This window comes from Pseudarthrobacter sp. NS4 (assembly GCF_024758005.1).
Taxonomy (GTDB): Bacteria; Actinomycetota; Actinomycetes; order Actinomycetales; family Micrococcaceae; genus Arthrobacter.
In genome coordinates this window covers 3,362,450-3,386,360 of record NZ_CP103288.1, presented here as the reverse complement: position 1 = coordinate 3,386,360, position 23,911 = coordinate 3,362,450, and the positions used below count along the sequence as shown (strand labels likewise).

29 protein-coding genes are annotated in these 23,911 nt (G+C 65.4%); 17 read left to right on the top strand and 12 right to left on the bottom strand.

What is annotated here, in order from left to right; translation table 11 throughout:
* Positions 1-52: 52 nt before the first annotated feature.
* The gene (locus NXY83_RS16010) at positions 53-559 is read left to right on the top strand and encodes a DUF2243 domain-containing protein (protein ID WP_258803193.1); all 507 of its coding nucleotides are present in this window, start codon (positions 53-55) and stop codon (positions 557-559) included.
* A 45-nt stretch (positions 560-604) separates the two neighbouring features.
* Here NXY83_RS16010 and ctaD read toward each other — a convergent pair whose 3' ends face one another.
* Both ctaD and NXY83_RS16000 read right to left on the bottom strand, forming a co-directional pair.
* Entirely contained in the window at positions 605-2,356 is a 1,752-nt protein-coding gene (ctaD, locus tag NXY83_RS16005; protein ID WP_258803192.1) for a cytochrome c oxidase subunit I, read from the bottom strand.
* Positions 2,356-3,216 (bottom strand): cytochrome c oxidase subunit II, encoded by an 861-nt coding sequence (locus NXY83_RS16000; RefSeq protein WP_258806277.1) that lies wholly within the window; start codon positions 3,214-3,216, stop codon positions 2,356-2,358. Before NXY83_RS16000 ends, ctaD begins: the two co-directional genes overlap by 1 nt.
* A 203-nt stretch (positions 3,217-3,419) precedes the next feature.
* Here NXY83_RS16000 and NXY83_RS15995 point away from each other — a divergent pair, with 203 nt between their 5' ends.
* The gene (locus NXY83_RS15995) at positions 3,420-4,226 is read left to right on the top strand and encodes a carbon-nitrogen hydrolase family protein (RefSeq protein ID WP_258803191.1); all 807 of its coding nucleotides are present in this window, start codon (positions 3,420-3,422) and stop codon (positions 4,224-4,226) included.
* Positions 4,227-4,439: 213 nt separating this feature from the next.
* Here NXY83_RS15995 and NXY83_RS15990 read toward each other — a convergent pair whose 3' ends face one another.
* The 5 genes from NXY83_RS15990 to NXY83_RS15970 form a co-directional block, all read right to left on the bottom strand.
* On the bottom strand, positions 4,440-4,763 hold the full coding sequence (locus NXY83_RS15990) for a hypothetical protein (protein WP_258803190.1): 324 nt from the start codon (positions 4,761-4,763) through the stop codon (positions 4,440-4,442).
* A gap of 13 nt (positions 4,764-4,776) precedes the next feature.
* Positions 4,777-5,493, bottom strand: coding sequence for a GAF and ANTAR domain-containing protein (locus tag NXY83_RS15985; RefSeq protein ID WP_258803189.1), 717 nt, complete (start codon positions 5,491-5,493; stop codon positions 4,777-4,779).
* Positions 5,490-5,735: a hypothetical protein gene (locus NXY83_RS15980; protein WP_258803188.1), complete on the bottom strand. Its 246-nt coding sequence runs from the start codon at positions 5,733-5,735 to the stop codon at positions 5,490-5,492. The genes NXY83_RS15985 and NXY83_RS15980 overlap by 4 nt, the downstream gene beginning before the upstream one ends.
* A complete protein-coding gene (locus tag NXY83_RS15975) occupies positions 5,735-5,992 on the bottom strand; it encodes a hypothetical protein (RefSeq protein ID WP_258803187.1) in 258 nt (85 codons plus the stop codon). Before NXY83_RS15975 ends, NXY83_RS15980 begins: the two co-directional genes overlap by 1 nt.
* Positions 5,993-6,254: 262 nt before the next feature.
* The gene (locus NXY83_RS15970) at positions 6,255-6,539 is read right to left on the bottom strand and encodes a DUF1540 domain-containing protein (protein ID WP_258803186.1); all 285 of its coding nucleotides are present in this window, start codon (positions 6,537-6,539) and stop codon (positions 6,255-6,257) included.
* Positions 6,540-6,810: 271 nt separating this feature from the next.
* Between NXY83_RS15970 and NXY83_RS15965 the strand changes: the two genes are divergently transcribed.
* From NXY83_RS15965 to NXY83_RS15920, 10 genes are all read left to right on the top strand, one after another.
* Positions 6,811-7,734, top strand: a complete 924-nt coding sequence (locus NXY83_RS15965) for a metallophosphoesterase (RefSeq protein WP_258803184.1) — start codon at positions 6,811-6,813, stop codon at positions 7,732-7,734.
* A gap of 31 nt (positions 7,735-7,765) precedes the next feature.
* On the top strand, positions 7,766-9,238 hold the full coding sequence (locus NXY83_RS15960) for a bifunctional cytidylyltransferase/SDR family oxidoreductase (RefSeq protein WP_258803183.1): 1,473 nt from the start codon (positions 7,766-7,768) through the stop codon (positions 9,236-9,238).
* Positions 9,235-10,836, top strand: a complete 1,602-nt coding sequence (locus tag NXY83_RS15955) for a class I SAM-dependent methyltransferase (RefSeq protein ID WP_258803182.1) — start codon at positions 9,235-9,237, stop codon at positions 10,834-10,836. Before NXY83_RS15960 ends, NXY83_RS15955 begins: the two co-directional genes overlap by 4 nt.
* Positions 10,833-11,114, top strand: coding sequence for a DUF6752 domain-containing protein (locus NXY83_RS15950; RefSeq protein ID WP_258803181.1), 282 nt, complete (start codon positions 10,833-10,835; stop codon positions 11,112-11,114). Before NXY83_RS15955 ends, NXY83_RS15950 begins: the two co-directional genes overlap by 4 nt.
* Positions 11,111-12,457 (top strand): family 1 glycosylhydrolase, encoded by a 1,347-nt coding sequence (locus tag NXY83_RS15945; protein WP_258803180.1) that lies wholly within the window; start codon positions 11,111-11,113, stop codon positions 12,455-12,457. The genes NXY83_RS15950 and NXY83_RS15945 overlap by 4 nt, the downstream gene beginning before the upstream one ends.
* Positions 12,447-13,580 (top strand): glycosyltransferase, encoded by a 1,134-nt coding sequence (locus tag NXY83_RS15940; protein WP_258803178.1) that lies wholly within the window; start codon positions 12,447-12,449, stop codon positions 13,578-13,580. The genes NXY83_RS15945 and NXY83_RS15940 overlap by 11 nt, the downstream gene beginning before the upstream one ends.
* A 112-nt stretch (positions 13,581-13,692) precedes the next feature.
* Positions 13,693-14,100 carry a four-helix bundle copper-binding protein gene (locus NXY83_RS15935; RefSeq protein WP_258803177.1) on the top strand — a complete coding sequence of 136 codons (408 nt, stop codon included), beginning with the start codon at positions 13,693-13,695 and terminating at the stop codon, positions 14,098-14,100.
* Positions 14,101-14,110: 10 nt separating this feature from the next.
* Positions 14,111-14,464 (top strand): hypothetical protein, encoded by a 354-nt coding sequence (locus NXY83_RS15930; protein WP_258803176.1) that lies wholly within the window; start codon positions 14,111-14,113, stop codon positions 14,462-14,464.
* Between the two features lie 38 nt (positions 14,465-14,502).
* Positions 14,503-15,651 carry a carboxylate-amine ligase gene (locus tag NXY83_RS15925; RefSeq protein WP_258803174.1) on the top strand — a complete coding sequence of 383 codons (1,149 nt, stop codon included), beginning with the start codon at positions 14,503-14,505 and terminating at the stop codon, positions 15,649-15,651.
* 192 nt (positions 15,652-15,843) lie between these two features.
* Complete coding sequence (locus NXY83_RS15920; RefSeq protein ID WP_258803172.1) at positions 15,844-16,587, top strand: GAF and ANTAR domain-containing protein; 744 nt, start codon at positions 15,844-15,846, stop codon at positions 16,585-16,587.
* Positions 16,588-16,618: 31 nt separating this feature from the next.
* Here the strand turns inward: NXY83_RS15920 and NXY83_RS15915 are convergent, their stop codons facing one another.
* Both NXY83_RS15915 and NXY83_RS15910 read right to left on the bottom strand, forming a co-directional pair.
* Positions 16,619-17,365, bottom strand: coding sequence for an ABC transporter permease (locus NXY83_RS15915; protein ID WP_258803171.1), 747 nt, complete (start codon positions 17,363-17,365; stop codon positions 16,619-16,621).
* Positions 17,366-17,414: 49 nt separating this feature from the next.
* Positions 17,415-17,588, bottom strand: a complete 174-nt coding sequence (locus NXY83_RS15910) for a VOC family protein (protein WP_258803170.1) — start codon at positions 17,586-17,588, stop codon at positions 17,415-17,417.
* Positions 17,589-17,972: 384 nt separating this feature from the next.
* Here NXY83_RS15910 and nhaA point away from each other — a divergent pair, with 384 nt between their 5' ends.
* On the top strand, positions 17,973-19,379 hold the full coding sequence (gene nhaA, locus NXY83_RS15905) for a Na+/H+ antiporter NhaA (protein ID WP_258803169.1): 1,407 nt from the start codon (positions 17,973-17,975) through the stop codon (positions 19,377-19,379).
* A 70-nt stretch (positions 19,380-19,449) separates the two neighbouring features.
* Here the strand turns inward: nhaA and NXY83_RS15900 are convergent, their stop codons facing one another.
* On the bottom strand, positions 19,450-20,157 hold the full coding sequence (locus tag NXY83_RS15900; protein ID WP_258803168.1) for an ion transporter: 708 nt from the start codon (positions 20,155-20,157) through the stop codon (positions 19,450-19,452).
* Positions 20,154-20,681, bottom strand: coding sequence for a DUF421 domain-containing protein (locus NXY83_RS15895; RefSeq protein WP_258803167.1), 528 nt, complete (start codon positions 20,679-20,681; stop codon positions 20,154-20,156). The genes NXY83_RS15900 and NXY83_RS15895 overlap by 4 nt, the downstream gene beginning before the upstream one ends.
* Before the next feature lie 207 nt (positions 20,682-20,888).
* Between NXY83_RS15895 and NXY83_RS15890 the strand changes: the two genes are divergently transcribed.
* The 4 genes from NXY83_RS15890 to NXY83_RS15875 all read left to right on the top strand — a co-directional run bounded on the left by NXY83_RS15890 (position 20,889) and on the right by NXY83_RS15875 (position 23,509).
* Entirely contained in the window at positions 20,889-22,211 is a 1,323-nt protein-coding gene (locus tag NXY83_RS15890) for a DUF2254 domain-containing protein (protein WP_258803166.1), read from the top strand.
* Between the two features lie 121 nt (positions 22,212-22,332).
* Positions 22,333-22,818, top strand: coding sequence for a hypothetical protein (locus NXY83_RS15885; protein ID WP_258803165.1), 486 nt, complete (start codon positions 22,333-22,335; stop codon positions 22,816-22,818).
* A gap of 58 nt (positions 22,819-22,876) precedes the next feature.
* Positions 22,877-23,281, top strand: a complete 405-nt coding sequence (locus NXY83_RS15880; RefSeq protein WP_258803164.1) for a four-helix bundle copper-binding protein — start codon at positions 22,877-22,879, stop codon at positions 23,279-23,281.
* Between the two features lie 15 nt (positions 23,282-23,296).
* Positions 23,297-23,509 (top strand): hypothetical protein, encoded by a 213-nt coding sequence (locus tag NXY83_RS15875; protein WP_258803163.1) that lies wholly within the window; start codon positions 23,297-23,299, stop codon positions 23,507-23,509.
* On the opposite strand, the gene NXY83_RS15870 is transcribed toward NXY83_RS15875, so the two are convergent.
* On the bottom strand, positions 23,484-23,897 hold the full coding sequence (locus NXY83_RS15870; RefSeq protein ID WP_258803162.1) for a CBS domain-containing protein: 414 nt from the start codon (positions 23,895-23,897) through the stop codon (positions 23,484-23,486). The two genes, NXY83_RS15875 and NXY83_RS15870, sit on opposite strands and share 26 nt — an antisense overlap.
* Positions 23,898-23,911 lie beyond the last annotated feature (14 nt).

The window sequence follows — 23,911 nt, the reverse complement described above, 5'->3', positions numbered from 1 at the left end:
CGGCGGGTAGGGGACACGGTGAAGGGTGCACCAGACGAAGGGGGAACGGAACGTGCCACGGGAATCCCAGGGTCCATCAACCAGGCCGTTCGGAGGGCTGCCGCCTGCCGCGGCGCCGGCCTTCGTGTTCGGGATGGGCATGGGAGGCTTCGTTGACGGCATCCTCCTGCACCAGCTGCTGCAGTGGCACCACATGCTCAGCCACACCGAAAGCGGCAACACCAAAACCGTGGCAGGGCTGGAGCTGAACACCCTGGCGGACGGCCTCTTCCACAGCGCCATGTGGCTACTGGTGGTGGGCGCAGCCATCCTGGCCATCCGTGCGCGGCGACAGGGCCGGCTGTCCGCGGACTTGCGGTTCCACACCGGCCTGGTCCTGGCTGGCTGGGGCGTGTTCAACATCGTCGAGGGCCTGGTCAACCATCAGCTGCTCGGTATCCACCACGTCCGGGACGACCTGGGCGGGCCGCTGGCCTGGGACCTGGGTTTCCTGGGCCTGAATGTTGTCCTCCTGGCCGGAGGCTGGCTTCTGTTCAAGCAAGGAAAACAACGGGGATAACCGGGCCGGGGTGAAGCACGATAGTGTCGCGGGTATTTTGTGACGCTACTTGTTGGGATCTGGATCCTTGACGTCGCGGGGGCCAATATCGGCCGCGCCCAGCATATCCGCCGCCACGCCGTGGACCGGCGCGTGTTCACGGACGCTCAGCTCCGGATGGTGCAGGTCCAGTGCCGGCCGCTCGGAGCGGATGCGGGGCAGCGAGGTGAAGTTGTGGCGCGGCGGCGGGCAGGAGGTGGCCCACTCGAGTGATCCACCAAAGCCCCAGGGATCGTCCACGCTGACTTTCTTGCCGGTCCGCCAGGTGATGTAGACGTTCCAGAAGAACGGGATCATCGAGGCGCCCAGCAGATATGAGCCGACGGTGGAGAACTGGTTCATCAGGGTGAAATTGTCCTCCGGCATGTAGTCCGCGTAGCGGCGGGGCATGCCCAGGACGCCCAGCCAGTGCTGGATGAGGAAGGTGGCGTGGAAACCCAGGAAAAGCATCCAGAAGTGGATCTTGCCCAGGCGCTCGTTCAGCATGGTGCCGGTGAACTTGGGCCACCAGAAATAGAACCCGGCGAACATCGCGAACACCACGGTTCCGAACACCACGTAGTGGAAGTGTGCCACGACGAAGTAGGAGTCGGACACGTGGAAGTCCAGCGGCGGGGAGGCCAGGATGATGCCGGTCAGGCCGCCGAAAAGGAAGGTTGCCAGGAACCCGATGCTCCACAGCATCGGGGTCTCGAAGGTGATGGAGCCGCCCCACATGGTGCCGATCCAGTTGAAGAATTTCACGCCCGTCGGTACTGCAATGAGCATGGTCATGAACGCGAAGAACGGCAGGAACACCGCGCCGGTGACGTACATGTGGTGGGCCCACACCGTCACGGAGAGCGCGCCGATGGCGATCGTGGCGTACACGATGCCCTTGTAGCCGAACAGGGGCTTGCGGCTGAAGACCGGGAAGATCTCTGACACGATGCCGAAGAACGGCAGCGCAATGATGTACACCTCCGGGTGGCCGAAGAACCAGAACAGGTGCTGCCAGAGGATGGCCCCGCCATTGGCGGGGTCGAAAATGTGGGCACCGAACTTCCTGTCGGCCCCGAGCGCGAACAGGGCTGCTGCCAGCGGCGGGAAGGCCATGAGGACCAGGATGCCCGTCACCAGGGTGTTCCAGGTGAAGATCGGCATCCGCCACATGGTCATGCCCGGAGCGCGCATGCAGATGATGGTGGTGATGAAGTTGACCGAACCCAAAATGGTGCCGAAGCCGGACAGGGCAAGCCCGAACACCCACAGGTCTCCGCCAAGCCCGGGAGTAAAGGTGGTGTTGGACAACGGCGCGTAGGCGAACCAGCCGAAGGAAGCCGCGCCCTGCGGCGTGATGAACCCTGCCGTCGCAATCGTGGAGCCGAACAGGAAGAACCAGAAGGCCAGGGCGTTCAGGCGCGGGAACGCCACGTCCGGGGCGCCGATCTGCAGCGGCATGATCACGTTCGCGAACCCGGCGAACAGCGGGGTGGCGAACATCAGCAGCATCGCGGTGCCGTGCATCGTGAACAGCTGGTTGTACTGCTCCTTGGTCTGCAGGATCTGCATGCCGGGCTGGAACAGCTCCGCCCGGATCAGCAGCGCCATCACGCCGGCCAGGAGGAAGAACGCGAAGGACGCGATCAGGTACATGTACCCGATGGTCTTGTGGTCCGTGGAGGTGATCCAGCTGACCACGATGCTGCCCTTGGGCCGCCTGACCGTTGACGGCGCCGCAGTGGCAGATGTGACGCCCGTGTTGCGGGTGGTTGTCATTACGGTTCCGTCCTTTGCTGTCCTTCTTCCAGGGCCGGCCGTGCCGGGTTCCGGTCGTATTCGTCACCCAAAATTCCGGTGTTGCCGCGGGCCCGGAGTTCCGCGATGTGGCTGTCGTACTCCTGTTGGCTCACCACACGGACCTTGAACAGCATCTCGGAATGGTATTCGCCGCAGAGCTCCGCGCATTTGCCGGTGAATTCGCCTGTGCGGTTGGGGGTGATGTTGATGAAGCGGTGGTACTGGTTTTCGCCCGGGTACATGTCGCGCTTCTGCAGGAACTCCACCACCCAGAACGAGTGCTGGACATCGCGGGAGTTCAGCTGCAGTTCCACCTTTTTCCCCACCGGGAGGTACAGGGTGGGCAGCCGGTCCGGAGTGCCCCATTCGCCGTTCAGGTGGGCCTGGACGCCCGGGTCCTCATGGACATCTTCCTTGACGTAGCCGAAGTCCCAGGACCATTGCTTTCCGCGGACGTCAATGATCACGTCAGGATCGGGGTCCCGCGCATCGATGGCCCGCTGTTCCCGGTCAGTGAAGATAAAGAGGACGCCCACAATCATGAGCGGCACGGACAGGTAGAAAACCTCCAGCGGCAGGTTGTAGCTCATCTGCGCCGGGAACCCGACAGTGTTTTTCCTGCGCCGGTAGGCGATGATCACCCAGATCATCAGGCCCCAGGTGATCACGCCGATGATGACCGCCGCGATCCAGGAGTTGACCCACAGATCGGTGATCAGGGGAGTGTTGTCCGTGGTGTCCCGTTCGCCGGGCAGGTAGCCGCGCTGCACCTCCGCACTGCAGGACGTCAGTGCCGCCAGGACGCCGACGCCGGTCAATATAGCGGCTCCCCGCCGCATCGGGTGCTTGTTTCCTGATGTGATACTCACGCGTTTCCCTCCGGAGTGCTCCAGAGGCCCAACTGCATGAGCCCAAACATGCGGCTCATGGCCGGGCGGTTGTGTGCCAACACTAACGCGGGGAGGATGCTGATGGGAAGAGGCTGGAACCCAACCGGAAAGAGGCTGGGACAGCGGGCTGCTTTGGGACAGGAGGGACAGCCATGAAAGTGGCATTGGGCCAGTTCAGTGCAGGAACGGACCCTGCTGAAAATACGACGGCGGCGGGCTTGCTTATGGAGTCGGCCGCGGAGGCCGGGGCGGAGCTTGTGGTGCTCCCGGAGTCCAGCCTTTTTGCCACCAGCGACGGCGCAGGTGCGGTCGCCGCAGCCGCCGAGGACCTGGACGGGCCGTTCGTCACCGCCATCGCAAGCATGGCGAAGCGGCACGGGATTGCGGCGGTGGTGGGAACCTACGAGAAGGGGCCCGGCGGGCTTCCCTACAACACCCTGGTGGCCCTGGACAGCAGTGGCGATGTCCTGGGGTACTACCGCAAGGTCCACCTCTACGACGCTTTTGGATACCGGGAAAGCGATGGAATTTCGGCCGGGAGCCCGGAGGAGCCGCTCGTGTTCCGCCTGGGAGGTTTCCGGTTCGGCGCGTTCACCTGTTACGACCTTCGCTTCCCGGAGAGCGCCCGGTCCGCAGTGGACGCCGGGGCTGAGATTCTGCTGGTGCCGGCCATGTGGATCCGCGGCCCGGGTAAGGAGGACCACTGGGCCACCCTGCTGAAGGCCCGGGCCATCGAGAACACCACATATGTCCTGGCTGCCAACCAGACAGGAGCGCTGGCTACGGGCTACTCCATGGTGGTTGACCCTGCCGGGGTGGTCATCGCCAACGCCGGGGAGGAGCCGGGGCTGGTGCTGGCGGACCTCAACCGGGACCGGCTGGAGCAGGTGCGCAGCCGGGTGCCGGTGCTGGCAAACCGCCGCTACGCCGTCGTGCCCCATCCCAAACCCCTGCCCTGACGACGTTCCGCACCTGCCGGCATTTGCACGCGCGGTAGCGGCTGCGGCCGATTTTTCCTTGCCCGGCCCAGAAATCTCCTGCGCTCCCTCACGTTGGGCGGCGCAAGCCGCTGCAACCGTGTCGCTTCCGTGACTGACGACCCAACCGTCACCACCCACTTCGACGCCTAATGCCAAAAGGGTAAAAGACCACGACGGGCGTTCCCGCCGTCGTCAGCCTGCGCCGTCCCGCCGCTGCCGGCGGTCCTCGGATCCGCCGCCATCGGAGCCTGTGCCGGCGCCATACATCTGGTCCGCGAATGGCGCGTACAGCGGCGGCGTCTCGCCGATGATCTCATTGCACGCCATCGCCAGCAGGTCCCGCTGGGTAACGGGCAGGGAAATGAGGCCCTGCAGGTAGGCACGCACCTCATACTCTCCGGCGCTGCCGGTCATGCTGAAATACCGGAGCCATAGCTCCCCAACGGTGATGTCGGCCGCGTCCAGGGCGTCCTTGAGTTGGCTGCGTTGCTCTGGTTCATGCGGCTCAAAGCCCACGGCCGGCCTCCCTTTACGCCTCTGCAGGCGGCACCCTGGTGGTCAGCTGGCCGCTGACCTCAACCAGGGTGGCACCTGCCGCCCGAGCGCTGTGGATCATCTGCCGCATCGCCTGGTCATGGTCGATGCCATGGCGTTCCATCAGCATCCCGCAGGCGCGGTTGATCGCGTCCCGGCTGGCCAGGCTGGCTTTGAGGCTCTCCGTCATACGCAGCGGTGCCTCGTGGCCCTGGATGTGCGCCAGCAAGGTGGCAGCCGTGCCCGCAAACAGGGTCAGGACCCGGCCGGTGGACTCGTCATACTGTCCGGGAAGTGCGGAATAGATCGTCAGTGCGCCCAGTGTTTCCTTGCCGGCCATCAGCGGCGCGCTGACCACGGAACGCACCGGCAACCCGAGAACGGAGTCCCGCCACCGGGGCCACCGCGGGTCCGTATGGACGTCGTCAATGATGACCACCTGCTCCGAAGCCCACGCAGTGATGCACGGACCCTCGCCGAGTTCATACTGGGCGGCATCCGCCCGCGCGACCAATGCATCCGTTGACGCGCTGCTGGTCCGCTTGCCCTCGGCGTCCATGAGCGAAACCCCTGAACCCGGCGTGCCGGGCATGGATTCCTTGATGGCCTGGGCCAGGAGCGAGACGGCGCGGTCCACCTTCTCCTCGGTGAGCAGCAGTCCCTGGATACGCGCGATGGTGGCGGTCAGGTCATCCAGTGGCAGCTGATTCATTCCGTGACCGTATACGCCTGGTCCGGGATCTCCATTTGGAAACCACAGACGCAGCGCAACACCCTGGTTGCCAGGTAGACACCCAGGGTCTCCGGCAGTTGCCTGCTGTTGTAGGTGCCGTGGATGCTGCGCATTTCGGCGCCGGCGGTCCTCATGGGTTCCCCGCAGTGGATGTAGTGCCCGTCGCTGAACAGTACGTCCAGTGTGCTCCGTCGATGGTAGCCGTCCGGATGGATGGACATCAGGCCACGGCCGGGTAGCTGCTGAGGATATAGTCAGCCGCGGCGGGGCCGGTCATGTGGAGCCGACTGTTGTTGACATCCACGCCGCACCGGTACATTCCGGCCCGGAAGGCCTGGTCGGGCTTGGGGGTCAGTCCGTGGAGCGTCGCCCAACTGACATACAGGCCGTAAAGGCAGTCAGGGCCAAGCGTGGAATCGCTGGCGGGATCAAAAATGGTTGCTTCCTGAAGGAACTGCTGGAAATGCGAGGTTGCCACTGTTGGCTCATTCCGCTTCTGCATCCTGCGCCGCCGTTGTACTACAGCAGCTGGTTCCACGGCCTGTGCAGAAAGGGCCGGGAGGACGGGCCATGATGCCCGTCACATTTCGAATCTACTCGCGATGCCAGTGGTTGTACAGCCGGGAGGGCCGGCAGCTGGAGCCCGCAGCGGCCGGTCCATGGTGATCTCCGGTACAAAAAGACGGAGCACCGGGGGGCTTTGCCCGCCCCGGCGCTCCGAATTCCTTTGTGGATTTGGTTTACGTGTGTGAGTAGGTCAGGCAGTCGGCATTGTCCTTGCCCGGACCAACATGGACTTCGGCGGCATTGCACATCAGGTGGTCGTTGTGCACGCACTCGCTGCGCTGGCAGGCTCCGACGTCGGCGAGGACCTTGGGCAGGCCGCCGTGGGCACCGGTATCGATAAACGTGGCGCAATGGGCATGGTTTTCGGCCCCGCCCACGGTGATGGCGGCGGCGTTGCAGTTGGTGTGGTCGTTAAAGGAACAGTTCGTTACGCTGCAGTCCGCGACGTGCGTTGTCATTGGAAAGTCCTCCTGGGCCGGCCACCCCGGACGGGCGGCTCTGTGGCTCTACCGTAAGCCCGTCCAGCCCAATCAAAAAGACCCAATAATGTTCGCTAATTCAAGGTATTTCCGGCGCTTCACCCGGTGCCGGAGCGCCGCTGGTCAAGATAACTCTTCCCACCAATTTATAAGCGTGCTTATTATGTTGTTCTTTTCGACGGCAAGCAGAGCCCGTCCGGCAGATCCTGCGCGTTGGCAGTGTCACTCGCGAACCAGCTGAAAGGCTCACATGCAGCAGCTCCTCAAGGCGGAATACCCCACCCCCAACCACGTGTTGGTGCACGTCACCGACCCGCATTTTGTCGCGGAAGGGCTGCTGTACGGGGAAATGGACCCGCAGTTGGGGCTGGTGGAGGTCCTGGACGCCATTGAAGTGAGCGGCATCAATCCCCAGGCCATCATCTTTTCCGGGGACCTCACGGACAAAGGCAAGGGCGAGGCGTACCGGCAGTTGAGGACCATCTGCGAGGCCTACGCCAACCGGATGGGGACGCGGATTATCTGGGCGATGGGAAATCACGACGAGCGCACCAACTTCCAACGCTTCATGCTGGACGAGGAGCCGCAGCCGGGTCCGGTGGACCGCCGCTACAACCTGGGTGGCCTCCGGGTCCTGGTCCTGGACTCCTCCATCCCGGGCTTCCATCACGGCGAGATCGGCGAAGACCAGTTGCGTTGGCTCGCGGACGAGCTGGAAACACCGGCCGATGACGGCACCCTCCTGGTGATGCACCACCCGCCGGTGCCCCCGGTTCAGGACCTCGGGGTGCTGTCCGAGCTCCGGAACCAGGAGGGCCTGGCCCGGGTCCTTAAAGGCAGCGACGTGGTCGGAATCCTCTCCGGCCACACCCACTGCTCCGTCTTCTCGGCGTTTGCCGGCATCCCGGTCTCAGTGGCGGCGTCCACCAGCTACACCCAGGATCTTGGGCTGCCGTCCGGGGCCATGCAGGGCCGGGACGGCGCCCGCTCCTTCAACCTGGTCCGCCTCCACGGCAGGACCTTCGTCACGGCCGTGGTGCCGGTGGGCACTTACCGCGAGTTCGGGACGCCCATCTCCGCAGACGAAACCCGCCGCCGGCTCGAGGCAGCGGCCATCACCATTCCTGACAAAGCCACCAACCCCCCGGGAGGCACCCTCAGCGGCTGCAAATAGCAGCCGCTCACCAGTAGTGGAAGGACCAGCCATGGAACAGCAGACACCGATTTCCCCGCCGGGAACGTCCGCCGCGCAACGCCCGCACGGCACCTCCCGGCCATGGAATGCGGCCGTCATCCTCGCCGGTGGCATCGGCGCCAGGATGGGCCTGGACATCCCTAAACAGTTCGTCCCCATCGCGGGGCGTACCAGCCTTGAACACACGGTGGAGCTCTTCCAATCCTGTGACCTGGTGGACGAGATCATCGTCATGATGACCCCTGCCTACATTCCGAAAGCCCGGGAACTGCTGCTGGACAAACGCGCCCACAGCAAGATCACCGCGATACTTCCCGGCGGCGGGGACCGCAGCGAAACCTCCCGCCTGGCCCTGGACGCGGTCGCGGACAAGGACGCGAACGTCATCTTCCACGACGCCGTCCGCCCGCTGCTCGACGGCGACATTATCGGTGCATGCATCCGCGCACTCGACGTCTATGCCGCCGTCGATACCGCCATCCCCTCGGCGGACACCATCATCGAAGTGGACGAGGACAATTTCATCCGGGCCGTGCCTCCTCGGGCCAAGCTCCGCCGCGGGCAGACGCCCCAGGCGTTCCGCATGCCGGTGATCGCACAGGCCTATGAACGCGCCTGCCAGGACCCGGACTTCGCCGCCACCGATGACTGTTCCGTGGTGCTCAAGTATTGCCCGGACGTTCCCATCTACGTCGTGGAGGGGGACGAGGCCAACATCAAGATCACCCAGCCGATCGACATCCACATCGCGGACAAGCTGTTCCAGCTCAAGCACAAGACCGCGCTTCCCGGCGGCAGCATTGAGGGCCTGCGCGGATCAACGGTTCTGGTGTTCGGGGCAAGCTCCGGGATTGGCCTGGAGCTGGTGCAGCAGCTGGAAGCGGAAGGGGCGCTCGTCGTCGCACAGAGCCGGACCGGCAGCGGCACGTTTGTGGAGGACCGCGGCTGTGTGGTCCAGGCTCTGGCGGGCGCCGCCGCCACCCACGGCCGCGTGGACCACGTGATCCTCACGGCCGGCGTCCTCAGCGTGGGGCCGCTGGCCCAGCTCACGGATGAGCAGCTGCACCATGACGTGGACGTGAACCTCACCGCGGCTTTCATCGTTGCCCAGGAATCACAGCGGTTCCTGGCCGAAAGCAGGGGCTCTCTGACGCTGTTCGCCTCCAGCTCCTACACCCGGGGCCGGGCCAACTACACGGTCTACTCCGCCACCAAGGCAGCCATCGTGAACCTCACCCAGGCGCTGGCGGACGAGTGGAGCGCGGACGGCATCCGGGTGAACTGCATCAGTCCAAGCCGGACCGCCACGCCGATGCGCAGCCGGGCGTTCGGGGTGGAGGAGGAGGGCTCGCTGCTGCCGGCGGCGGTGGTGGCCGCCGCGAACCTGCAGGTGCTGGCCTCGGCCATGACGGGCCAGGTGGTGGATGTGCGGCTGCCGTACACGGACACTACGCACGATTCCCAGCTGGTGGCCCAGCCATGAGCCAGGACGTGGAAACGGCCACGCACAGCATCCACGCGGACCGGCTCTCACTGACCCTGGCCGGGCCGCCTATTCCCGCGGACGCCAAACTGTCCATCCTGCTTGGCGGCCGGCCCATCTGGAACATCCGCGCCGGCGATGCCGCGCGCCCCGGTCCCGGGGGCGGCAGCGTGATCGACTGGCCACCGGCCCTGGCCGGGCGCCTTTCCGGCTGGGCACAGCTCACCGTGCTGCGGGATGGAATGCCGTTGGGCCCGATGACGGCAGTCGCCTTTGACGGGGCACCGCACGAGTTCTCGCTGGAGGAGCCCGGCACCGGGATGCCGCAGATCGTCAACAAGTGGGGCCGGATTGCCCGCAATTTCGAGGGGCAGCGGGCGCACCTGGTGGATGAGGCCCTGGACGAGGCCTGCACGGTCATCGAGTGGATGCGGAGCCGCGGCCAGGAGCTCTTTGTCACCGGCGGAACCCTGCTGGGCCCGGTGCGTGACGGCCGGATCATGCCCGGCGATGACGATGTGGACCTGGCCTACCTGAGCCGGCACCGGAACCCGTCGGACATCGTGCTGGAGGGCTTCGAGCTGGAACGGGCCCTGCACGCCCAGGGCTACGAAACGGTCCGGCATTCGGCAGGCCACCTGCAGCTGCTGTTCCCGGGGACGGACGGCACGGACCGGTTCTACCTGGACATCTTCACCTATTTCATCGCCGGCGGCTGGTTCCACGGCACGTTCCACGCCCGGGAGCGCAGCGAAAAGGTGCCCATCTTCCCGCTGGGCACCCTCACCATTAATGGCCGGCAGCTGCCCGCACCTGCCGATCCGAAAGCCATGCTCGCGGCCATTTACGGGCCCGGCTGGCGTACCCCGGACCCGGCGTTCCGCTTCGTTACGCCGCCAGCCGCCCGGCGTCGCTATGACAACTGGCTGGGCAGCCTGGACGGGGACCGGGAGAACTGGGAGGACCATCACCGGGCACTGCTTGCCGGCGGGCTTCCGGCTGGGGAGCCAGGCGGGGGCCAGCGGCCGGCAGCCTGGGCGGAGCAGCTGGCACGGGAACTCGGAAAGGGTTCCCGGATCCTGGAGCTGGGCTGCGGCCTCGGCGCGGATGCCCGGCACTTCGCCGATCAGGGGCACCACGTGGTGGCGGTGGACTACAGCAGGCCAGCCATCGAAGCACTGGAGACGTTCCGCACGGATTCCGGCGGGTCCCTGCACGTCCGGCGGGTGAACCTGAACAGCCTCCGGCAAACAGCCCCGCTGGCAAAGCTGGCGAACACGGGCACCGGTCCGCTTCACGTCTATGCCCGGTTTCTCCTGAACTCGCTCAACGAGCAGGGCCAGGAGAACACCCTGACGCTGCTGGGGCACCTGTTGCGCAACCAGGCCGCAGTTGCCACGGCATTCCTCGAGTTCCAGGCGGAGGCGGCCGGGCCACCGTTCCCTGGGGCGCGCTTCCACCATGCGGTGGATGCGGCTGCGCTGCGGGCGGCGCTCGCGGCCCTTGGCCTGGAAACAAAGGAAGTTCCACCACACCCCGGGCATCTCGACCCGGGCGCCGTCTCCACCCTTCGACTGAAAGTGAGGGCCCTGCCATGAAAGACCCCAGTAACGACCCTCTGATTGAGCCCTTGGCTGACCCGCTGGAGGAGATCAACCTGCGGCTGGCCGTGGCCGCCACGGACATTGCCGAACTGCGTGCGGAAGTGGCCAGGCTGGACCGGGACCTGGACGAATCGCGGCGACTGAACCTGCGGGCCGCGGAACTGCTGGACCTGGTGTACGAGCACCTGGCCGGCCCCCCTGCGCCAGGCGCCCCTGCGGCAGAAGCCGCATCGGGAATTGCATCGGGAACCGCCGCGGGAGCGGCGACGTGACTGCGGAAAAGGCACTGCAGCCACAGACACCTCTTGAGCTGATCGGCGCGTTCGAGAGCACGTACCTGCCGCGGCATGACACGGACATCTTCGAGTCCACTGCGCATGACGTGAACTGGAAGCAGGACCTGGGCCTGCTGGCCGGCTGCGGAGTCACCCGGCTGCGCTATCCGGTGCGCTGGCACCGGGTGGAGTACGACGAAGGGGTTTTCGACTGGTCGGACACGGATAAGGTCCTCCACCACCTCCGGGACCACGGCTTCCAGCCCATCGTGGACCTGGTGCACCACACCAGTTACCCGCGCTGGCTGGAGGGCGGCTTCGCGGACCCCCGTTTCGGGGACGCCTACCTGCGGTACACCGCGGAGTTCGCCAGGCGCTACCCCTGGGTGCAGGAATACACGCTGTTCAACGAGCCCTTTTCCACGCTGTTCCTCACCGGCCACGAGGCCATCTGGCCGCCGTACCAAAAGGGCCTGGGCAACTTCGTGGCGCAAATCCTGAACGTCCTGCCTGCGGTGGCCGAAGCCAGCCGCGCCTACGCGGAGCTGCTGCCCGGTGCCAGGCATGTATGGGTGGACACCTGCGAACACCACACCGGGTCCGGCGCGAACGGATCAGCGTACGCACGTATGGCGAACGAGCGCCGGTTCCTGGTGCTGGACAGCTTCCTGGGCCGGGGATATGACCCCGAGGGGCCCATGGCCGCGCCGCTCCGCGAATCCGGGGGAGAGGCGCTGCTGGACCTGGTGCCCGGCCGGATCGATGTACTGGGACTGGACTACTACGCCCACTGCCAATGGCATTTTGATGACAAGGGCGGCGCTCCCAACACCCCGTTCCCGTTGCCACTGGCACAGCAGATCTACCTTTACTGGGACCGCTACCGGATGCCATGCATGGTCACTGAAACCAATGTCCGCGGCCGCACCTCGGACCGCGCCACCTGGTTCAAGTACGTGCTGGAGCAGTGTGAGCGGGCACGGAGCATGGGCGTGCCGCTGGAGGGCCTGTGCTGGTTCCCCGTGATCGATTCCACGGACTGGGATTCGCTCCTGTACCGCAACGACGGCCACATCGATCCTGTGGGGGTGTACTGGCTGGACTCCGAACTGGCCCGGCAGCCGTCCATCATGTCCGAGTCCTACTCGAAAGCCGCCGCGGGGACCCCCTCCAACGAACTTCCCGCCTATACGCTCGGCGAACCCGTGGCCACCTGGCTGCGCGGCTACCAGCCCCAGATGACGCACTGGAACTGGACGCAGGCCCCTGACGCGGACCAGGGAAACAGCCTTCCCCGCACGGAGACACGAATGGAATTGAGGATAGTCAATGCAGAGTGAACTGATCGTCTTGTCGCATCTCCGCTGGGACTGGGTCTGGCAGCGGCCCCAGCATCTTGTCTCCCGCCTGGGTTCCCGCTGTTCCACCTGGTACGTGGAGGAGCCGCTCACTCCCTCGCCGGACTTCTCGGGGAAGAACCGGATGAACTATACCCGTGTTGACGGGCTGAACCGCGCCTGGCTGGAGATCCCGGAGCAGGGCCACCACGTCGGCTTTTTCGACGACGTCCTGCCGGACTATATCGCCCAGCTCCCCGGGCTGCTGGGCGAACCGGCCGGGGAACGCGTGGTCTGGCTGTACACCCCGCTGGCCTTGGAACTTGCCCTCTCACTGAACCCCACTACCCTGGTCTACGACGTCATGGACGATCTCGCCGCGTTCAAGGATGCCCCGCCGGAGCTGGTGGTGCGGCAGCGGCAGGCACTGCGCCGGGCCGACGTCGTCTTTGCCGGCGGCCGTTCATTGCACCGGTCCATGGTCCGGCAGGGCCGGAAGGACACCCGGCTGTTCCCCAGCGGTGTTGAGCCGGAGCACTACCGCTGCCCGACGACGTCGGGCCGGGCGCCCGGGCAGCGTCCCGTTGCGGGGTATGTGGGGGTGCTGGACGAGCGGCTGGACCTCGGCCTCATCGACGGGCTCGCCCGGGCCCTGCCGGAGTGGGACATCCGGATGTACGGGCCGGTGGCAAAGATCGATCCGGCCAGCTTGCCGCAGGCGCCCAACATCAGCTACCTCGGGTACACCAGCTACGCCGATCTCCCCGCGGCCATGGCCGGGCTGGACGTGGCGCTTATGCCGTTCGCGCTGAACGAGGCAACACGTTCCATCAGCCCCACCAAGACGCTCGAGTACCTCGCCGCGGGGTTGCCGGTCGTCTCCACCCGGGTGCGGGATGTGGTGGCGGATTTCCCGTCCATCGTGCACCTGCGCAACAACGCTGCCGGGTTTGCCTCACTGTGCCGGCAGCTGGGGCAGCGGGATCCGTCGCGGGGTCCGAACGCCCGGACCCGGGATCTGCTGAAGAAGTATCACTGGGACGCCATAGCTGCACAGATGGCCCGGTTCGTGTTTGCAGCCAGCCTCCAGGAGCCGGAGCCGGTCGGGGCGGAGGCGACCGCATAAGGCGGAACGGGCACCCCGGGAAGCCTGTACCAACGGCAATCATCCGGGTACCGTGAAACAAGTAAGTGTGCTTACTAAGCGCAAACGCTGAGTCAATTAAGGGAGAACAGGCATGACCCATATACGGTCCATGATCGACACCTACCCCAAGGACTTGGGTGACCTCGAACTCACCAAGCTTGCGCAGTGCATCAGCGCCTGTTTTGAATGCGCCCAGACGTGTACTGCCTGCGCCGACGCCTGCCTGGCTGAGGACATGGTGGCGGACCTGGCCAAATGCATCCGCACCAACCTGGACTGCGCGGACATCTGCGCCGCCACGGGAAACGTGCTGTCCCGGCGTACAGGCTTCGACCCAAATGTCACCCGCGCGTTGCTGGAAGCCTGCCGCGCCGCCTGCAAGTCGTGCGGGGACGAATGCGAACAGCACGCCGGGATGCATGACCACTGCCAGGTCTGCGCTGAAGCATGCCGCCGCTGCGAAAAGGCATGCGCCGACCTGATGACCTCACTTGCCTAAGGAGTCCATTATGAATGACGCACCCCTTCAGAATGTTCCCCAGCACAGCGAACTGCCGCTGCCCGACTACGACCACCTGCCGGCAGGCACCTTGCCATCGCGGATCTCCGGCCTGGAGGAGGCGGACGTGGCGCAGCTGATCATGTACGAGAAGGCGCACGGGAACCGGCTGCCCATCCTGCAGATCCTCGAAAAGCGGCTCCACGATCTGCAGGGCGGCGCCGTGCCACGCGGTCCCCAGGCCCCCAGCACGCCGGAGGTTAATACCGCCCAGCCGGACACACCGCAGTCGGCCCAGGTGCCGGGCCCGCCGGTCAACCCGCCGTCGCAGGGCGTTCCCACTAATCCGTCCCAGCCCCGTTAGTGCCGCGGTAAAGCCGCTGGAATGACGGAAAGGCGGACATGGGCACGCAGGATCACGGCGGCACGGGCAGTCCCGGACGCACCAGGACGTTCGGGATAGAGGAGGAGTTGCTCCTGGTGGACCCGGGCAAGGGGGAGCCCGTGCCCATGGCCGGCGCGCTCCTCGACCTGTATGTCCGCCCCATGGACTCCGGTTCCGGCCCGGTCCTCACTGCAGAGTTCCAGCAGGAGATGATCGAGGTGGTCACCCCGCCGCACCCCACCATGGCGTCACTGGAGGCAGACATCATCGCCGGACGGGCCATTGCGGACAGGGCAGCGCAGGATGTCGGAGTCAGGGCAGCCGCCCTTGGCACCTCCCCGCTGCCCTGCGATCCGCATCCGGTGCGGCTCCGGCGGTTTGCGGCCATGGCGGAGGAATACGGGCTGACGGCCAGGGAGCAGCTCACGTGCGGCTGCCACATCCACGTCTCCGTTGCGTCGGCGGAAGAAGGCGTGGCCGTCCTGGACCGGATCCGGGTATGGCTGCCGGTACTGATCGCGCTCAGTGCCAACTCCCCGTTCTGGCATGGGGAGGACACCGGCTACGCCAGCTACCGCTCGCAGGTCTGGAGCCGGTGGCCAACCGCAGGCCCGCTGGAGATCCTCGGTTCGCCCGACGCCTACCACCAGCTGGTGCATGACATGGTGAGCACCGGCGTCGCACTCGATGAAGGCATGATCTACTTTGACGCCCGCCTCTCCCGGCATTATCCAACGGTGGAAATCCGCATCGCTGACGTGTGCCTGCGGCCCTGGAACACCGTGTTGTTGGCCGGCATTGCCCGAGGGCTGGTCGAGACCGCTGCGCGGGAATGGCGTGCCGGGATCGAGCCGCCGGCCGTCCCCACCACCCTGCTGCGGCTGGCGGGCTGGAAGGCCAGCCGCTGGGGGCTGCGGGGGGAGCTGCTGGACCCGCACACGCACCGCCCGGTGCCGGCGCTCGCCGTCGTCAACTCCCTCGTGCACCATATCCATGAGGCGCTGGAGGATATCGGGGACCTGCAGCGGGTGGAGGAGCTGGTGGACGACCTGCTGAAGGCCGGAACCGGCGCCGTCCGGCAACTGGAAGTGCTGCACCGCACCGGAGACCTCGAGGACGTGGTGGATGACGCGGCCAACTGCACGTTGTGGGCGCCTAATCGGTGAGTCCAACCGGGCACATCTACAGGTCCAGCGCCCAGCCACTCAGAAGAGGGGGCATGCTGCCGCGCGGGCGGCTGTCCGTTTCCCATCTGTGCGCGCATACTCAGAGGAGGCCGCCTGTGCGGTTCGAACGTCCTCCGGTGCCCCTCCCTTGCCAGGGGGTTGTTGTTTGGGCATTAGAGGAATGAGACCACCATGGTCAACGAATCACGCCAGTTGCCTCCGGAACTCGTCGTCGATCACCTGCAGGACCTCGTCCTGAAGACCCAGGACGTAAAAGAGATGCTGGAGGAGCTCGCGGAGTTCACGGCCCTGACACTCTCCGACCCCGCCGTTGCCTTTTGCAGCATCACGTTGTTGCGCCGAAAGAAGCCAGTGACGGTGGCCAGCAGTGAAAAGGGTGCGCTCCGGCTCGATGAAACGCAATACCGCTCCGGCGAGGGGCCATGCCTGGCAGCTATCCGGGAACGGATGGTCATCCATGTGCCGGACCTGCGCCGGGAACCCCGCTGGACCGAATACACCGCAGCGGCACTGGTTGAGGGGGTGGGGTCAAGCTTATCGGTGCCCCTGGTGCTGGAGGGGGAAGCGGAAGCTGGCCTCAACATGTACTCCACCCGTGCGCACGGCTTTACTGCCGAGGACATCACGAGCGTTGAATCCGATGCCTACCATGCGTCCAAGGCCCTCCGGCTTGCAGTCCGGATCAGTCAGTTGGCCGAGACCAAAAACCACCTCTCAGCCGCGCTGGAGTCACGCACGGTAATAGATCTGGCCACCGGTGCCATCATGGCGCAAAACCGGTGCAGCCAGGAATCGGCGATAAAAATCCTGAAAATCGCGTCCAGCTCCCGCAACGTCAAACTGCGGGATATAGCAGCATCTGTGGTTGCGTCATTGACCGGTGACGGCGATGTCCGGACGCATTTCGACGCTTAGCATCCGTCCAGGGACGGCTCGTGCCTGGTTCCTACAGCGGCTCGGGGCGCACCTTGACGGCGCGGAGGGACCGGATCAGTGCGACAGCGGTGATGGACCCGGCTGTGAGGATGGACGCCAGGACCACCACCTGGAACCGGCCCGCTTCGAGCGGGGACGCCCCGCCGAAGATCGCGCCAACGAATGCCCCGGGCAGGGTGACCAGGCCGGTGGTTTTGGTCTGGTCGATGGAGGGGATCAGGGCTGAGTAAACCGACTGGCGGGCCTGGGTGAGGGTTGCGCGGCGCGGCATGGCCCCCAGCGCCAGCCAGCCTTCCACCTCGTGCCACTGCTCATGGACTGCCTCGAAGAACCGGCGCCCGGCCAGTACGGCGATGCTCATGCAGTTGCCGATCACGATTCCGCCCACGGCCAGGACATAGCGGGGGGTGAACTCGATGGCCCCGGTGCCGAACACCACGGCCAGGGTCACCGCTATGCCCACCGCCATGGTGGCTGCCACCGCCGTGAAGCGCTGCCAGGACCAGGTCAGCCGGCGGGTCGCTGTCACGACGGCCACGGTGAACATGACAAGCAGCGCCACTGCAACCCACAGGGGGTCGGTGATGATGCCCCCCAGCACCAGGCTGATGAGCGCGAGCTGGGTGGCGCCACGGAGAACGGCCATGGCTGGGGCAATGAACGACGGCGTCCGCGAGCCCCACAGCACGGTCACCGTAAGTGCCATCAGGATGGCGAGGGCCACGAGGGTGGGCACCAGGGCAGCGATGTCGGGCATCAGCCCAGCCTAGCCGCGCGGCGTGGATGGCCGGCCGTGGCGGTACCGGTCAGGGGTCCTGGCGGCTGATGCGGGTCAGCGCGACTTTCGCGCCTGACGGGTCAGCCACTATCGCCACCCAGTGGCCGGGGGCGGCTTCCACAGGATCGAGGAGAATCTTCCCGCCGTGGTTCACGGCGTTCTCCAGCGCCGCGTCCAGGTCCTCCGGTTCGAAGTACGGCACGATGTCTCCAGGCTCCAGGCTCCAGGCTCCAGGCTCCAGGCTCCAGGACCCCGGCCACGGGAGCGAACCCGTCCTTGAGGTCGGGGAAACCTCCCTCGATGTTTCCTGCCCGGAAGCGGGTGTGGGGGCCGCGTGTGGTTGTGAAACCGAGGACGGCCTCGTAGAAGGCCGCTGAGCGGCGGGGATCGAGTGATGCAATGTCCGGGAATCCGAGAGGCAGCATGGCAGGAGCCTACAAAGCGGGAAATTGTCCTGGCAAGAAGGTGACGGGGGTTGTGTCGTGCTGATCCGCCACCGCAGGCGGGGTGGATACAGTAAAGGCTAGGTTGGCCAGGAAAACCGGCCGGTGTAGGTTTGGCCGGCCCCGATTCAGCAGGAGACCGGATGGCAGGAAATTCCGCTCACGAGTCCACACCACGCATCCCGGCCCGGGGCAGTTACGCAGAGGCGCTCCGTATCGGTGAGATCCTCCGCAAAGAGGCGGTTGGCGGAATTTTATTGGTCATCACCGCCGCTGCGGCGTTGGTATGGGCTAATTCGCCGGCTTCCGAAAGTTATTTCGCGTTGCGGGACTTCCGCTTTGGTTATGAACCGTGGCATTTGAATCTCAGCCTGGGTGCTTGGGCGGCGGACGGGCTGCTGGCAATCTTCTTCTTCCTGGTGGGCCTGGAGCTCAAGAAGGAATTCGTGGCCGGAGACCTGCGCAGCATAAATCGTGCAGTCGTGCCGGTGGCCGCCGCTGTTGGCGGGGTGGCTGTTCCGGCGCTGGTCTACGTTGCTGTCAACTTGACCAGGCCCGAGACGGTCAGCGGCTGGGCGATCCCGACAGCAACTGACATTGCCTTCGCTGTTGCCGTGTTGGCCATCGTGGGGTCCCATCTGCCGGCCGCCCTGAGGATCTTCCTGCTGACGTTGGCCGTCGTCGATGACCTGATGGCCATCTCCATCATCGCCATCTTTTACTCCGATAAAGTCGACCCGGTGCCCCTTCTGTGGGCCTTGCTGCCTTTCGCTGTCTACACGGTCCTGGCGCAGAAGTTCAGCCGGTTCTTCAAAATGAAGCCGGCTGCTGCCTGGTTCATTCTGTTGCCTATCGGCGCGGTGGTCTGGGCCCTGGTCCATGCCGGCGGGATCCACGCCACGGTGGCTGGGGTTCTGCTGGGTTTCGCCGTCCCCGTGATCCGCAGCCAGGCAAGCGGTGGACCCGCCGCAGGTCCGGGCCTGTCAGAGGTCTTCGAGCACCGGTTCCGCCCGCTTTCGGCCGGTTTCGCCGTTCCGGTCTTCGCGTTCTTCTCAGCAGGCGTGGCTGTAGGCGGCTGGGAGGGACTAGGTTCGGCCCTTGCAGACGCCGTGACGATCGGCATCATCCTTGGCCTGGTTGTGGGAAAGCCCGTAGGCATTGTTGGCATCACATGGTTGCTGACCAAAGTCACAAAGGTCCGCCTGGATCCGTCGCTTCGCTGGATCGATCTCACCGGCGTGGCGCTGCTGGCCGGCATCGGATTCACGGTCTCCCTGCTGATCGCGGACCTGAGCTTCGCCGGAGACCCTGCCACGAACAACCACGCCAAAGTCGGCATCCTGACCGCATCACTCCTCGCCGCCGTCCTGGCCTCCATTATTCTGCGCGCGCGCAATCGGCGTTACCGCCGCATTGAGGCCGAAGAGGCGGCCGATGCAGACCAGGACGGAATACCGGACGTGTACCAGCAGGGGGAGGGAGACCAGCCCGGCCGGGCTTCCCGGCAAGACCGGACGCCGCGTTCCAGGGGTGAGGCGCAGAAACCCTAAGCTCCATGACTGGCCGGCAACAAGGAACCGGAATTGCCGGCCAGCCTTCGAGCCGTCCCGGGGCGGCGGGCTAGGGTAACCGGCGGCCGGGCTCATCCTTCCGCCCCAGGAAAAACGCGCCCAGCGTGCCGGCCAGGGTGGCGAAAACGGCCACCGAATAGATGGCGAGAAGGACCTGAAGGACCCGGGAGAAGAGGCTGGTGCCGGTGATGCCGGTGCCGGTGATGGCGGCCATCGCCGATTCGAAGAGGGCGTCGGCGTAGGAGCTGTGCTCCCCTGTCGTGTAGAGGAGCTGGCTTGAGGCCAGGATGACCACCGCGGTGACAGCCGTCAACCAGCCGATCCGGCTGGTCAACAGCCTTCCGGCGGAACGTGAACCCCGTACTCCTGCCGAAAGGATCGACCCGTAGCGCGCCAGCCTGGCGATGCGCACCAGCCGAAGGGCCTGCAGGGCGCGGAAAAACCTCAGGAACGGTACGAGCAGGAAGATGACCTGCCACCAGCTCTTGCGCCAGAAGTCCTTGCTGAACCCGGCGATGTAGGCGCGCAACAGGAATTCAGCCACGAACACTGCCCAGAACAGCCAGCCGGCCACGACGAAGGCGCCCGCCAGTCCAGGCTCCGTTGCTATCAGTTGGCCGAGCACTACGAAGAGGAAGATGACGCCCAGGATTCCCATCGGCTTGTCCAGGCGGCGGGCCAACTCTTCCGCCCGGCGAAGCCGGCCGCTTCGCTCGGATGCGGTGCTGGCGTCAGGGCCGCGTCGGGGTTCTGTCATGGACGTTCCGGGCCGGGAGCGTTTTGGACACCCTCAAGCGCCGACGCGTCCCCGAGTTTGCCCTCCGGGATGACACTGAGGGTCCCGTTGGTTTCCAGCACCACCGCAGCAATATTGGACAGGTCGCCGGATCCGGTGCCGCGTACAGCCTGCAGCACCTCGGATTCGCTGAGGCGGTTCCGGCGCAGCTGGTTGTGCTGAAGTTCGCCGGACACTACCAGTGCCACAGGCCGGGCCGTTACGGCGGCCCGGGCTCCGGGCACGTGGGCGGACGCCCAGGCGACGACGAACTGCAGCCCCGCGAGCAGCGCCAGCGCCGTCAGCCCCTCAAGGAAGGCGACGTCGGAATTGAGCAGGATGGTCGCGAGCGTGGACCCGAAGGCCACGGTGACGATGAAATCAAATGCGTTCAGCTGCCCCAGCGTCCTCTTGCCGGACACCCGCAGGACCAGCACCAGGGCCGCGTACGAAACTGAACCGATGATCAGGACACGAAGAACCTCCGGCCAGGAATCAAACCACATCAGCGTCAGGCTCCTTCAATAAGGGAATTGGACTGGGAACACGGACAGGGGAACGCTTTTGACAGTACGCTGAGTATTTCCGGTTCGGCCAGCCTGGAGCCAGGCGGGAAGGACCGGAAGGGAACTTAATCGCCGTCGGTATCTGGTCCTCGGACGAGAGCAGGAGACTATGACTGAAGCACCATCAACGCGGCCGGATTGTTGCCGATGAACGGGCGCATTGCGCCCTGGCTTGATGCCCTGCGGACCCAGCTGTGGCCGCTTCCGGCGTTGGCAGTTGCGCTGGCCGTGGTCATGGGGATGGCCTTGCCCGCCCTTGATTCCGCACTTGACGGTGAAATGCCCGAGAGCGTCACGGTGTTTCTCTTCAGCGGAGGCCCGGAAGCTGCAAGGTCGGTCCTGCAGGCCATCTCGGGGTCGCTCATCACGGTAACGTCCCTGACCTTCTCGCTTACCGTGGTTACCCTGCAATTGGCCAGCAGCCAGTTCTCGCCGCGGCTGCTGAGGACTTTTACCTCGGACCGGTTCGTGCACGGGACGCTGGCCCTATTCCTGGCCGCCTTCGCCTTCGCCTTGACCGTCCTGCGAAGCGTCCGTGACGAAGGCAACGGAAACACGGCCTTCGTACCGGAAATCTCGGTCACCGTCGCGTTTGGGCTCGCCATCGCCAGCGTCGTCGGGCTGGTCCTCTTCCTGGCGCACCTCACCCGGGAAATCCGGGTGGAAACAATGATGCGCAGGGTGAACGTGGAAACCCAGGAAACCATGGACCGGGTCTTTCCCGAAGACCGGCCAGAACGCGGACCGGAGCCCTTTCCGTCGTCCGGCAGCTTCGCCGTCAACGCCAGTTCCTCAGGTTTCCTGACCTCGTTTGATAAGGACGCACTGCTGCAGGCCGCGAAAGACTCAGGTGCCGTGGTACGGATGGACCGGGAACCGGGCAGCTCGCTGGTGGAGGGCGTTCCCTTTGCTACCGCCTGGCCAGTGGCACCGGGAGCAACGTTTAGCCCCGAAGCCCGGGAGAAGCTGGCAAAGGACATCAATGCCGCTGTGGCAACGGGTTTTGAACGCACCAACGTCCAGGACGTCGGCTTCGGCTTCCGGCAGCTGGTGGATGTTGCAGCCCGTGCGCTCTCCCCTGGTATCAACGACCCCACCACGGCAGTGCACGTCATCGGGCACCTCTCGGCACTCCTGTGCCGGCTCACGGGCAGGGATCCCGGCCCGGAGCACCTTACAGACGATGACGGCCGGGTCAGGGTAGTGCTGGCACTTCCTGTATTCCGGGACTTTCTCGATGTGGCGATGAACCAACCCAGGCAATTCGGAGCCATGGATCCTGCCGTCGTGGAGCGCCTCCTTGGGCTGCTTTCGGAGCTTGCGTGGTGCGACAGGGAGGGCCAATACCGGGCGGAGGTTCTGGACCACCTGGGCCGGATGCGGAACGCCATCGGCGCCGGGGACTACGCCACCACGGAACGGAAAATCCTGCTGGACAAGGCGGACTCCATAAGCTCCAGGCAGGCATAGGTGGCAGGGCGGCTTCTGGGTGCTGGCTACCGGGGCCGAGGCCCAAAAGTAATACACGTGTGATCGTCTTCACGGAAATGCGAAGCTAGGCTGATAAAAAGACGTCCATCAGGAAGTGGGGATGGCCACGCTACGCTGGTCTTCGCTCGGAAAGCTTCGTTGCCTCGTTTCGCTGCGGAGCGTTTTCGTGTGGGTACTCGTGGCTGTTCTCGTCGCGGGAGCAGCCTCCTACACCCACGGCAGCCGGTACAAGCTTGTGGGCCACGGCCCGTTCCAACCGGCGGCTGCCCAGTCAGCCGGCCCGGCAGCTGTGCCGCCGCCGGCGGAAGCCGCAGTCGGTGCAGGCGAGACGTCGCTGCCTGCTTCCGGGGCAGTGCGCGCTGTCCACCAGGCCGTTCCATATGCTGAGCCGGAGGAGTTGGAGGGGGACTGCTGCGAACGCCGGCAGGCTCCGCGAAGCGAACCGGCACCGGTGAGGACTGGGGCGGTGGATCCGCCCTCCTCGCTGCACCGGCAGCCGGGGGATGCTGTTCTTTTCGGCGCAGTCCCGGCAGCGCCGGATCTTCCATCGCTGTCGGTTGTCCAGCTTTCCATCAGTAGGACGTAGAAACGGCCCGCCGTTTCACACACCCTTTACTGCCGGATTGACCTGGAAAGAGAAACCAATGACACATGTAGAGTCCATGCTGGACGCCCACCCCCGGGACCTCGGAAACATCGATAAGGCCAAGCTCGCCGAATGCATCCAGGCGTGCTTTGAGTGCGCGCAGACGTGCGCCGCCTGCGCCGACGCCTGCCTCAGCGAAGAGATGGTCGCCGAGCTCACCAAGTGCATCCGCACCAACCTCGACTGCGTGGACATCTGCGCGGCGACCGGAAAAATCCTCTCCCGCCACGCCAGTGACACCGGGACCCCCCGTGCAGTGCTGGAGGCATGCCGCATCGCATGCCGGGCCTGTGCCGATGAATGCGGACAGCATGCCTCGATGCACCGGCACTGCGAGCTGTGCGCCGAGGCTTGCCGCCGCTGCGAGCAGGCCTGCGCCGACCTCCTGGCATCGCTGGGCTGAGTAAGGGAGCCGGTCATGGCACAGCTATGGGGAGCCGCACCCGAGAGGCTCGCGGAAGATCCGCAGCTGCGGCGGATGCTCGCCACACACATTCACTGCGGCGAGGTCATGCAGTTGGTCGCGGCAGGCCAGCCTGTATCAACGGAAGGACAGCAGGGGATGAACGACGGCGGCGTGTTAACCTACCGGTGCGCCTGCGGGTTCAGCTTTGATAAGGGGGAGGACTGACCGTCAGTTCTTCCATCCGCCGGGCCAGGATGTCGTTCATCGCCAGCAGGCCGACGAGTTGGTTGCCCTCCACCACCACCAGCCGGCTGAGGTGGTAACGGCTCATCAGGGCTGCGGCCTGCCGCACGGACAGGTCCTCGTTAACGGTGATGGCAGGGATCGTGGCGGCGTCGTAGACGTTCAGGAGGTCAACATCGCCTTCCTGCGCCACGACGGTGTCCAGGAGTTCCCGGTAACTCAGCATGCCGTAGGCGTCGTGTGCGTGCTGGCGGTCCACCACCAGGCTTTTGACCTGCCGCTCCTTCATCATGGACAGCGCCTCACGCAGCGTGCTGTAGGGGGAGATCGTGACCACCTGGGAAACCATGACGTCTTTGACAGTGAGCATTGTCTTCCTCCTAG